The organism is Oryzifoliimicrobium ureilyticum (genome assembly GCF_037199735.1).
GTDB classification, from domain to species: domain Bacteria; phylum Pseudomonadota; class Alphaproteobacteria; order Rhizobiales; family Rhizobiaceae; genus Rhizobium; species Rhizobium ureilyticus.
On sequence record NZ_JBBBVQ010000018.1, the window covers coordinates 124098 to 135920 of the forward strand.

Sequence of the window (11823 nt, forward strand, 5' to 3'; positions counted from 1 at the left end):
TAAGGGCACAATTTTGGGAGGAATGGAATGCATAAATGGATTTTGGGTCTCAGCGGCCTTGTTGCCGCTACACTCGCACTACCGTTGTCTGCTAGCGCGGACACGTTCACACTTTGGACCCGATCGGACAGCTCAACCTTCATGCCGAAGCTCGTCGATGCGTTCAACAAGAGCCAGAAAGAGCATCACGCAGATCTGCAAATCGTCCCGGTCAATGAATTGGTGCAGAAATATGCCGTTGCAGCGGCCGGAGGAACAGCTCCTGACGCGCTGTCCCTCGATCTGATCTACACTCCGGCCTTCGCTGCGGCTGGGCAGCTTGAGGATCTGACCGACTTCGCGAAGTCTCTTCCTTACTATAACGCCCTCTCGAAGGCGCATCTGTCCGTCGGAACCTTTAAGGATCGCATCTACGGTTTGCCGTTCTCCGCCGACGGGTCAGTGCTCATATGGAACAAGAAGCTCTTCAAACAAGCCGGTCTCGATCCGGACAAGGGGCCCACCACTTGGGCGGAAATCCGCACGGACGCTGAGAAGGTCAATGCGCTCGGCGGCGACATCAAGGGCTTTTATTTCTCTGGCAACTGCGGAGGCTGCAACATCTTCACCTTCACGCCGCTAATATGGGCATCAGGTGGCGACATCTTCTCCGCAGACGGGCGCACCGCGACCCTTGATACGCCGCAAATGCGCGATGCAATTGCCTTTTATCAGGGAATGGTGAGGGACAAACTGGTTCCAGCGGGAGCTCAGACCGATACAGGGTCGAATTTCTTTGCGGCCTTTGCCACCGGTAAGATCGGAATCACGCCGTCAGGCTCCTTTGCGATCGGGGCGTTGGCTTCGCAGAGCCCCGATCTCGAATACGGTGTGACGCCACTGCCAGGGAAGGATGGCGGATCCTCCTCCTTCGCCGGTGGCGACAACTTCGTCGTTTCCAAGGGAACGAAGAAAATGGACGCGGTTAAGGCGTTTCTGACATTCTCCTATTCGCTGGAAGGACAAAAGCTGCTTGCGCACAACGGTTCGCTGCCGATCCGCAGCGACATCGCCAAAGAAGCACTGGCAGGCCTCGATTCACGCTACCTGATCGCTGCCGACGCGATGGCCAAGGGCCGCACTCCCTATTCGACCGTTTTCAACGATCTTATCAACTCGGCTAATGGTCCATGGATCACCATGCTGAACGCGGCCTTCTTCGGCGGCCCCGATTCGATCGAGCCGGCGATCCAGACAGCGCAGAGCGCCATGCAATCGATCATCGACACGGCTCCTTAAGACCGAACCTGAGAGGCGGAACCCCTAGTGCCGCCTCTTCCATCTCATTGGAGGAATGACTGATGGCAGTCTACACACGGGCGCCGCCAAGCGGCGCGCCCAACGTCTATTTGCGGCCCCTACGCAAGCCGCGGCGCGACTGGATGGGACTTCTCTACGTCGCTCCGGCGCTGGCGCTGGTTCTCGTCTTTTTCTTGGTGCCGCTCGGTATGACCGCATGGATGTCGCTCCACAACTGGCCGCTAATCGGCGTGCCGCGATGGATCGGCTTTGCCAACTACAAGGCGCTCTGGAACGACATCAATTTCTGGAACGCGCTCGCCTTCACCGTCCGCTACACGATCGCTGCCACGGTCGGACTTATGCTCGTCGGGTTTGCGCTTGCCCTCCTGGTGGAAAAGCCCCGCCCCTTCGCCGGCTTCTATCGGACTGCGTTTTTTCTGCCTGTCGTGATCGGCTTTGCTTCGGCCAGCCTTTTGTGGAGTTGGTTGTCGAATGTCGACAGCGGACTTTTCTCGCCGCTGGCCGAGGCGTTGGGACTAACGGATGGCCGTCTGAACCTTCTCGCCACCTTTGCGCCTGCCTTCTGGTCGGTGACAGCCATGGTGATCTGGAAGATGTCAGGCTTCTACATGGTCATCCTGATGAGCGGCCTGCACTCCATTCCGGCCGACTTCACCGAGGCTGCCCGTATCGATGGCGCGAATGCAATCCAGCGGTTCCGTTTCATCACGCTGCCTCTGGTGCGCCGTCCCTTTGCACTTGCACTCATTCTATGCGTGTCCGGCTCCATGCTGGCTTTCGACCAGTTTTACATCATCCTCGCCGGCGGTCCGCAAAACAAGACGATCACGGCAGTCTACTGGATTTTCAGCCAATCCTTCGTGTCCTTCCGCCTCGGCTACGGCGCGGCACTGTCAATGGTCCTGCTTGCCATCCTGGTCGTGTTGAGCGTGATCCAGCTGCGACTGCTGGGTGACAAGGAGGCGGCACGATGACGATGGCCGCGACCTATACTGTTTCCCCGCCAGCGCCGGCGCGCCGGCGCAGCAATGCTCGGCTCTTTCGGGTACTTTTTCACGTCACCGGCCTACTCGTTGCACTGCTGTTCTTGGCACCGATCGCGCTCGTGCTCTTGGCGTCCTTTCGGCCACCCGCGATGGTAGGCAACGGGTTGCTCTCGATAAATGGTCTCGATTTTGGCAATTACGGGCGGCTCGAAAACTTCGGCGCGGGCATCTTGCATTACGCCGCCAACAGCCTGTTTGTCGCCATCGCTACTGCGGGCCTTACCGTCTTGGTATCGGTCTTTGCTGGCTACGGGTTCTCGCGTTTCCGGTTTCCGTTCAAACCAGTGGCCTTCGTTCTCATCTTGTCGACGATCATGGTGCCGTTCCAGTCCATCCTGACACCGCTTTTCCTGATCCTGGCGAAGCTCGGGCTGCAAAACACGCTGAGCGGTCTCGTCCTCATCTATGTCACGCTGCAGCTGCCCTTCTCCGTCTTCATGATGCGCAATGCCTTCGACGCTGTCCCCAGGGAGATCGAGGAGGCGGCTCGGATCGATGGCGTGAAAGGATTGCGGGCGCTGGTCTACGTCATGGGGCCGCTGGTGTTTCCGGGTATCGTTTCAGTCGGCCTCTTTGCCTTCCTCAATGCCTGGAACGAATTTCTGGCAGCTCTGGTGCTGTTGACCGACCAGGACCGCTACACGCTTCCGGTGCTCGTCACGGCCGTGCGCTCCGGCCATTACGGTTCCGTCGATTGGGGAGCCGTGCAGGCCGGCGTCACCGTGATGATGATCCCCTGCCTGCTGCTCTTTCTCGCTCTCCAGCGCTACTACATCCGCGGCCTGACGGCTGGCGCGGTGAAGTAGACGCACCATCGATCCAATAAAGGATTTACATTATGCCTATGACTTCTTCTGCAGCCGATAAGATACAACAGAATGCCAAATTTCGTCCGCCGGCCGTTCATCAGGTGCGCGTCGGCGGCTTCTTTGGCCCCCGCATCGAGACTATCGCCACCGCCACCGCCCACACCTTGCTTGATCGTTGCATCGAAGCGGGTATGCTGGACCAGATTGATCCGGATCGGCCGAACCCCGGTCTGCGCATCCCCTTCCAGCAGGGCAACGATACCGTCAGCACCCAGATGTTCTGGGATTCCGACTTCGGCAAGAGCATTGAGGCTGCCGCCTATGGGCTCCTGCACAAGCCGGATGCCGCGCTCGAGGCCCGGATCGACGAGATCGTTGATGCTTACGGGCGGCTGCAGGACGAGGATGGCTATCTCAATTCCTGGTATCAGCGGATCGAGCCCGGCAAGCGCTGGTCAAACCTGCGTGACTGCCATGAACTCTATGACGCCGGCCACTTGATCGAGGGAGCCGTTGCTTACTACCACGTCACTGGCAAGCGTAAGCTGCTCGATATCATGGCTCGTTACGCCGATCATATCGCCACGATCTTCGGGCCGGGAGAAGACCAGAAGCCAGGCTATTGTGGACACCCCGAAATCGAGCTGGCGCTCGTCAAGCTCGGGCGCGCCACGGGCGAGCAGCGCTATCTCGATCTTGCCCGCTTCTTCGTCAACGAGCGTGGCCAGCGGCGCGACGGCGAACATTTCTATGACAGGGAAGCCCGTGCTCGGGGGAGTGATCCGGCCGATTATCATTTTGAGAGCTACGATTATTCGCAGAGCCATGTGCCGGTGCGTGAGCAACGCCATGTCGTTGGTCACGCGGTGCGCGCCGCTTACCTCTATTCCGGGATGGCCGATATTTCGACCGAATTCGGCGATGAAAGCCTAAAACCGGCGCTGGAAGCGATCTGGGCTCACCTTACGGGAAAGAACCTCTACGTCACGGGCGGCTTCGGCCCGTCTGCCCACAACGAGGGACTGACCTTCGACTATGACCTGCCGAACGAAACTGCCTATGCCGAGACCTGCGCGGCCGTGGCGCTGGTCTTCTGGGCCAACCGCATGCTGGGGCTCGGTCCCGATCGCGCCTATGCCGACGTGATGGAGCGCGCGCTCTATAACGGCGCGCTGGTCGGTCTCTCGCTGGACGGCACCCAGTTCTTCTACGATAACCCGCTGGAAAGCCGCGGCAAGCATCATCGCTGGACCTGGCATCGTTGCCCGTGCTGCCCGCCGAACATTGCCCGACTGGTTGCATCGATCGGTACGTATATGTATGGCGAGGCGGAAGACGAAATCGCCGTGCACCTTTACTGCGAGGGCGTTGCCGACCTGGAAACGGCTGGAACGCCTGTCCGGATCCGCCAGGAGACCATCTATCCCTTAGACGGTGCCATAAAGCTGATGCTGGAGCCGCAGCAGCCGGCCGAGTTCACTCTTTCCCTGCGCCTGCCGGCCTGGTCTCCGGGCCAGACGATCCGTGTCAACGGCGAGCCAGTCGACTTTAAGGCCGTCGAGCATAAGGGATATGCGCGGCTATCACGCCTCTGGCAGTCAGGCGATGTGGTGGAGCTCGATCTCGAGATGCCGGTGCAACGGCTCTACGCGCATCCAAAGGCAGGTATCGATCAGGGACGTGTCACCCTGCAGCGCGGCCCGCTCGTCTATTGCCTTGAGGGCGTCGACAATGGCGAAGACCTGAACTCTATCGTGCTGCAACCGGAAAGCAGCTTCCGATGCGAACCCGTCGCAGCACTTGGCGGCCTCCCGGCACTTGTGACAACCGGTCTGCGGGAAGTGACGTTCGGCGGACAGCTGTACACGACGGAAACGCCGCGCATTGAGGAGACAGAAATCCGTGCAGTGCCATATCATGTATGGGACAATCGCGCAGCGGGAGAGATGCTGGTCTGGATCCGGACGGAGGGCGGTCAATGAACGCGATGGACAGGAGGGTAGCGTCTCCCCTTTCGGCGCAAACGAGCGGCGTCGAGCTGAAGGGCGTTTCGAAGAGCTTCGGCGCCGTCGACGTCATTCAAGGTATCGACCTTTCGATCGGCGCTGGCGAGTTCGTCGTGTTCGTCGGACCGTCCGGCTGTGGAAAGTCGACATTGCTACGGCTGATCGCCGGACTTGAAGAAACGAGCCGGGGCGAGATCCTCATCGGCGGACGCGATGTGACGGATGCCGATCCCTCGGATCGCGGCATCGCCATGGTATTCCAGTCCTATGCGCTCTATCCGCACATGACCGTCGCTGAGAATATGGGATTCGGTTTGCGCATGGCGCATCGGCCGAAGAAGGAAGTCGCCGCCATAGTGCAGGCGGCAGCCGAAATCCTGCATCTTACACCCCTTCTTGATCGGCGGCCCGGCCAGCTTTCCGGCGGTCAGCGTCAGCGCGTCGCCATCGGCCGGGCAATCGTGCGCGACCCGAAGGTATTCCTATTCGACGAGCCGTTGTCCAACCTCGATGCCGAATTGCGCGTGGGTATGCGCATCGAGATCGCCCGGCTGCATAAGCAACTGGGCAATACGATGATCTATGTCACCCACGACCAAACCGAAGCTATGACGCTGGCAGACAAGATCGTCGTTCTCCGGGCTGGCCGCATCGAACAGATCGGCTCTCCGTCCAACTTGTATAACGATCCCGATAACCTGTTCGTGGCGGGCTTTATCGGTAGCCCCAAGATGAACGTGTTGCCGGCAAGCCGTGAGGGCGACTCTCTTGTCATCTGCGGCCAGCGCCTCCCGTTCCCTTGGCCTGCCACCAGTCATAAAAAAGAACAATTGCAGTTTGGCATACGCCCGGAGCACTTGCGCCCGACCCACAACAATGAGCAGGGGCTTACCCTCTCCGTAGACTTCACGGAATTTCTAGGTGGCGCGACCTACATCTATGGGCAGGTTTCCCCGGGTATATCGCTTGTCTTACAAGGAAATCGGGGCCCGGCACCAGCAATAGGAGAAACAATAACGGTGACGTTCGATCCGACGGATGCCCGTTTCTTCGATAGCGCAGGCCAACGTATAAGGTTAGGAGGCTAGCGCGATAGGGTCCACTCGAGGAAGGGAATGACCTTGCCGACATCAGATCTCATGCGATTTACTACCAATGGGGAGGCGGACGCCCTGTCCGTCGAGCAGAAAAACAATCGGACCCTACGTCCACGAGGTGTTTCGGCAGCGCACTTTTTGAAATTGATCGAGGAACGAGGTCGCGTTGGCTTCTGGACCGTTGATCTGGCCTCAGGACAGATGACCACATCTATTGGCCTCTACCGACTATTTGGGATCCACCCAACCATACCTCTTGTCCTTGAAGATATCCTCAAGGTTTTGCATCCAGAAGATCGCTCCATCTATTTCGACATGTATGAAATGTTGAGTTCGGGCTATTCGACGGAGCGAGAGTTTCGAATTGTCAGGCCGGATGGTTCATTGCTATGGCTTGAGAACAAGGCAGAGGTAATAGCTGATGGAGAAGGGCGACCGGCTCGTATCGTCGGCGTTATGATGGATATCTCTGAACAACACGCAGCGCGTCGCTCTGGGGAAAAGCTTTGGTATCATTTCGATACTCTTGTAAAGTCGATTGTCCTCATGGAGTTGCGCATGAAGCCGACTGGGGAAGTTCTCAGTTGGGACGGTTGGAATGAGTTGACTGGCCAGAGCGACGCCGAAGCTTCTGGCTGCGGATGGTTGGACGTGATTCATCCGGAAGACCGCGAGATGGCAAAGTCCTTGGTGGTAGCATCCCTTGGCGCTGAAGACATCTACGCCCTCGACCCCAGGATATTGTGTGCGGATGGGCGATATAGGCGATTTCCAATTCGTGCTGCTCCCATTCTGGAAGCGGACGGTACGATCCGGGAGTGGGTGGGGGCGCTTTTCAGGACAGCAGCGACCGAGATCGTCGACAACAAAGTGAAAAAAAGTCCTGTTAAAGGGGTGAGTGCTGCACAGATCCGCGCGGCCCGCGCGCTTCTCAATTGGACGATCGACGAGCTAGCGCTAAAGTCAGGCGTATCTATCTCGTCGATCAGCCGTCTGGAGAAAGTGGCCAACTACGCTGTCCGTGAACACGTTCTGCAAGCGGTTTGTCAAGCGCTTGCAGACGAGGGCATTGTTTTCGAGCATGCCAGTGACGGGACAATGACGATCCATTTTAAGCCGCCTCGGTGAAACGCCTTTGTNCGTCTGGAGAAAGTGGCCAACTACGCTGTCCGTGAACACGTTCTGCAAGCGGTTTGTCAAGCGCTTGCAGACGAGGGCATTGTTTTCGAGCATGCCAGTGACGGGACAATGACGATCCATTTTAAGCCGCCTCGGTGAAACGCCTTTGTGCGGACCCAGTGAAGATCCAGAGTATTGGGCTCGGCGAAATAGGTCGGAGGGTGGGAATTGGGCGGGCAAGCGTGTATCGGATCCTCGGCAAGGAAGGCGGTACCGATACAGCTCGGTGAGTTGCCAGAGTTGTTGCAAAACTCGGTCTTTTGCGACGGCGCAAAAGACAGACGCAAAATAGAAATTTTAGTCGGGATTTTTGCGACGACAAGAAAACGGAGGCGCTTTTGAACTCGATACCACCCGATCTGCGCCGAACCTTGATTTTCGGCAATGGCGGTTCCGGGAAAACTTGGCTGGCTCGCAAGCTTGGCGATCTATTGCAACGCGCGCCTATCCATCTCGACGATCTCCGATGGGAGCCTGGAAACTACGGGATAGCTCGCAATAACCAACTGGTCGCGAATGAGGTCGCGGAGGCCGGAAAAGCTGACAGTTGGTTAATGGAGGGCGTGTATGGATGGCTAGCGAACGTCGTCCTGCATAGGGCCACGACATTAATCTGGATCGACCTGCCAGAAAACGAGTGCATCGGCAACGTTAAAGAGCGGGGGATACAGGGTGGTGGTAGCGAGGAGGCATTTCAAGAACTCCTAGAATGGATCGCGGAATATCGTCTTCGCAACAATTCGAGCTGCTTCGCTGCTCATTCTCAGCTGTTTAAAGCATTTATAGGTCAGAAATTGTTGCTGAAGAGTCGACACGAAATCGGCATCTACCTGGATAATGTGTCGCGCAATTCCTGATTTTGCAGCGTTGCAAAAGTCCGGATAACATATCGAGCAAATGTTGGGATTTTCGCGACACTCTTGCGGGTGCGCCCGGCAGACGGTAAGCTCACGTCGCTATGAAAAAATTCGTTCTCAACATCGCAACGGCCTTCTTCGACGCCTAAAGGCTCTCCCCTTGCCGAAGGGGTTCGAAGCAGGTGCATCGCACCTGGGTACATTTAGCCAGCCTCGCCTTGGCGAGCTTGTAATGCTGGCTGCGATTCTGAGAGCCTTCCATGAAATTTGCGTATTCTCGCGCCGATCTTCCGAGCGAAGATTTGGCGAGCGGTCGAGTTCTATTCAGCCGGCCCGGTCTCACCGCCTTTCCTGTCCGTCTCGCCAGTGAATTGTTCCTACGAGCGGCATCCCATCTACTGAGGGAGGGACGGCCGCCGCCATATCATCTGTATGATCCAACTTGCGGAGGCGGTTACCTCGCAACCGTGTTGGGGTTTTTGCATGGCGACCAAATGCGAAATATCAGCATGTCCGACATTTCGGCCGAGGCTGTTTCGAACGCGGTCAAAAACGCAGATCTACTTACACCGGAAGGGCTTTCCCGGCGTCTCAGTGAGCTAAGCAACCTCGTTGCTCAGTACGACCGCCAAAGCCATCGTGCCGCCCTCCGAGGTGGCAATAAGCTTTTCGCCCTGTGCCGACATTTACCTACAAATGTGTTTCAGGCCGATGTGGCAGATGCCAATCTGGTTGCTTCAAAGCTCGCCGCTCTGCCATCTGTCGATCTAGTGATTGCAGATGTGCCTTATGGCAAACAAGAGCATTGGCGCACGGGATCACACGAACCTGCCCTGCTGACCTCACTAGCCAGCATCAACGTTGCAGTCGTGGTTCTGGCAACTGCCAAAGGAATAAAATTCGACCATCCCGGCTACGAGCGAGCCGGCAAGTATCGTCATGGCCATCGCACTCTATGGCTATTCAGAAAAAGCACCCTCACAGCCGGCGCTGCTAAATCTTGAAGGGGATTTCTATGCCACTCGTTATTCTCACCGGAGCATCAGGGGCCGGCAAGACCACAATTGCGGAAGCGATCGAATATCGGCACGGCCAGGAGTTCGACGTTTTCTACAAAGACCGTATCGGTGTTCCATCTGTGCAAGAGATGATCGATAAATTCGGCTCTGTCGAGGGGTGGCAGAGAGCTGCCACTTTCGAGTGGATGGCTCGATTATCTCTGCTTGTGGCGCAAGGCCGGAGCGTTCTTTTCGAAGGCCAGTCACGATTTTCGTTTCTGACTGAGGCCGTCGAACACGCGGGCATTACATCCTACACCACCATCCTCGTCGATTGTGACGACGAAACCAGGGCCAGACGGCTTACGCTCGATCGAGGCCAGCCTGATCTTGCCAACACCGACATGATGAACTGGGCCAGCTTCCTTAGAAATGAGGCCGCCGGGTGCGAAATTCTCGACACCTCGAAGCTGACGTTAGAAGAAGCGATCGATCGCGTCCTTTGGTATTTGAGGGGTAAAGATGTTTAATCTCGAAACGTGTGCGGCGAGCGCACTGGCCGGGAACCTTCAGGATTGGGTTCTGGAATATCTCTCGACCGGCTATTGGGCTAATCTAGGTCTTCGGGACGGGCTTTTGCTCCATAAGCGGTATTGGATAAGACCTCTGTCAATCGAGCTTTCAAGGCTGCAACGGTGCTGCGGACCTGAGCCGGAGATGACCTATCGTGTCCCTCGCGACATATGGAACAAGCGAATTGAAAACACAGCCGCCGATCTCGATGACCCAGAAAGCTTGCCGCCGTTAATTGTCGAATGGCACGAAAGGCGTCTTATCGTTCGCGACGACAGTCGCCGGCACGCAGCCATGACCTCCAAAGGGTGGAAATCTTGTTTTGCTGTTGTCTGGTGCAACAGCGAAGAAGACAGGACATCCGCCCTTTCGCAAAAATCCTAAGTTTCGCGACAAAATCGTCGGCCTTGAAGAATTACGGAAAATTCTGTCGCGAAAGTAAGGTGCAAAAGTCAGAGTTTTGCGATCAATTTTTGCGACAAAATCCGGGAGGAACGAATGCTCGAAATTCGCCCGGCGGAAATCGCCGATCATAACGAGATTGTCCAGCTCTGGCATCAAGGATGGCACAACGCGCATGCTGATCTCGTGCCATCTGAAGTGCTGGCGTTTCGAACCAAGGAGCACTTCAAGCTCTGGCTGAAGGAGGCGCGAGACGCATTCTTCGTAGCGATCGACGACATTGGCGTAATCGGTTTTATCTCCGTGAAGGAGGCCGAGGTCGTCAAACTCTATGTCAGCAACCGCGCACGGGGGACCGGTGCAACTCACGTCTTGCTCTCGTTCGCCGAAAAGCTGCTGCATAAAGCGGGGATATCAAAAGCGGTTCTGCTCTGTACAGCAGGCAATATCCGAGCCGAGAGGTTCTATCAACGGGAGGGATGGGAACTGTCTCATTCTTTCGAAGAAGCTCTTTGGATACCAGAGGGTGTCAGCGAGAAATTCATCGTATCGACTCACCGCTTTGAAAAAAACTTGGGGCAAATCCCTTAGAATGCCTCTACCGGTCGGGCCTTGCTGAAAACAGCGATAGCGGAGCAGACACCGACGAAATGCCTGGCGGCGCCGATCGCCTCGGCGGAAGTTGGAAACCTACACCCGAGCGCTGTTAAGGCCAGCGAGCCGGCGTCCTAGGCGTGGCTGGTTCAACGATATCGGTCTCGGTGATAATGATTGCTGACCTCATCCATTCAAAAGACTTAGGCACCTTTCTGGCGCTCTTCATATAGGAGACCGGAGGAGATTATCCTTGCGTACTAAAATCGCTGTTCCCGACGACTAGCTATATCTTCACAGCGACGCTTATCGGCCCAGCTGAATGAATATCGTTCACGAAGAAATCCGAGCCAAAAGAAGAATGAAAATCGCTCTAATTTCTTGTTCCATAGTGCGCATCGAAGCAGCCGTCGTTTAACAACACCTAAAACTATCTTTTTATACTAGGTAGCCAAGTGGTACCCATGATGGAGCGCGGGACTAACAACATCTATCTATTTCTCTGTATTTTCACCCAGAGAACTTAGCGAACAGTCCGCATCTCTCATCGCGCTTAACTGCAGGAAACGCGTCCAAGTTGCCGATCAATCCAGCGATATGCATTTTAGCAGAAGCGTGTACGAGGAAAGACTATGAAGCTGTCAATATCCCATATCCTAGGCGGAATGTCCGTTCTGATGATCACCGTCGCGGCTGCGCAAGGACTTTTTGCGGTCCATTCTTTTTCGTCGCTCAGTGAGAATGTCGAGACAGTTGTCGACCACAGGGTCCCGTCGTTCGTCTTGCTTGGTCAGCTAAACGCGGATTTGGGCGACGTGCGCATCGATCAAAGCGGGATCGTTTACGCCGAGGCCTCTGAAACGGCGAAGTTCGACCAGAAGCTAAGCGAAGTGGTTACAAGGATCGATGCAAATATCGACAAGCTCCAGGCTCTTCTCGTCGATGAAGCCGACAAGCGGT

General features: G+C 56.4%; 12 protein-coding genes. All 12 read left to right on the plus strand.

Annotated features, from left to right (window positions below):
• The first annotated feature begins 27 nt into the window (after positions 1-27).
• On the plus strand, positions 28-1278 hold the full coding sequence (locus VQ830_RS21695; protein WP_337270235.1) for an ABC transporter substrate-binding protein: 1251 nt from the start codon (positions 28-30) through the stop codon (positions 1276-1278).
• Between the two features lie 62 nt (positions 1279-1340).
• On the plus strand, positions 1341-2276 hold the full coding sequence (locus tag VQ830_RS21700; protein WP_337270236.1) for a carbohydrate ABC transporter permease: 936 nt from the start codon (positions 1341-1343) through the stop codon (positions 2274-2276).
• A complete protein-coding gene (locus tag VQ830_RS21705) occupies positions 2273-3154 on the plus strand; it encodes a carbohydrate ABC transporter permease (RefSeq protein WP_438618434.1) in 882 nt (293 codons plus the stop codon). The genes VQ830_RS21700 and VQ830_RS21705 overlap by 4 nt, the downstream gene beginning before the upstream one ends.
• A gap of 38 nt (positions 3155-3192) precedes the next feature.
• Positions 3193-5139 (plus strand): glycoside hydrolase family 127 protein, encoded by a 1947-nt coding sequence (locus VQ830_RS21710; RefSeq protein WP_337270248.1) that lies wholly within the window; start codon positions 3193-3195, stop codon positions 5137-5139.
• Positions 5136-6251, plus strand: coding sequence for an ABC transporter ATP-binding protein (locus tag VQ830_RS21715; protein ID WP_438618436.1), 1116 nt, complete (start codon positions 5136-5138; stop codon positions 6249-6251). Before VQ830_RS21710 ends, VQ830_RS21715 begins: the two co-directional genes overlap by 4 nt.
• Positions 6252-6278: 27 nt before the next feature.
• On the plus strand, positions 6279-7388 hold the full coding sequence (locus VQ830_RS21720) for a PAS domain-containing protein (RefSeq protein ID WP_337270237.1): 1110 nt from the start codon (positions 6279-6281) through the stop codon (positions 7386-7388).
• A 482-nt stretch (positions 7389-7870) separates the two neighbouring features.
• Positions 7871-8296, plus strand: a complete 426-nt coding sequence (locus VQ830_RS21725; protein ID WP_337270250.1) for a P-loop NTPase family protein — start codon at positions 7871-7873, stop codon at positions 8294-8296.
• 260 nt (positions 8297-8556) lie between these two features.
• Positions 8557-9300, plus strand: a complete 744-nt coding sequence (locus VQ830_RS21730) for a hypothetical protein (protein WP_337270238.1) — start codon at positions 8557-8559, stop codon at positions 9298-9300.
• A gap of 11 nt (positions 9301-9311) precedes the next feature.
• On the plus strand, positions 9312-9824 hold the full coding sequence (locus tag VQ830_RS21735) for an AAA family ATPase (RefSeq protein ID WP_337270239.1): 513 nt from the start codon (positions 9312-9314) through the stop codon (positions 9822-9824).
• Positions 9817-10251: a hypothetical protein gene (locus tag VQ830_RS21740; RefSeq protein WP_337270240.1), complete on the plus strand. Its 435-nt coding sequence runs from the start codon at positions 9817-9819 to the stop codon at positions 10249-10251. Before VQ830_RS21735 ends, VQ830_RS21740 begins: the two co-directional genes overlap by 8 nt.
• Before the next feature lie 114 nt (positions 10252-10365).
• The gene (locus tag VQ830_RS21745) at positions 10366-10860 is read left to right on the plus strand and encodes a GNAT family N-acetyltransferase (RefSeq protein ID WP_337270241.1); all 495 of its coding nucleotides are present in this window, start codon (positions 10366-10368) and stop codon (positions 10858-10860) included.
• Positions 10861-11495: 635 nt separating this feature from the next.
• Positions 11496-11823, plus strand: a 328-nt coding sequence (locus VQ830_RS21750; RefSeq protein WP_337270242.1) for an MCP four helix bundle domain-containing protein, incomplete at its 3' end; no start/stop codon positions are given.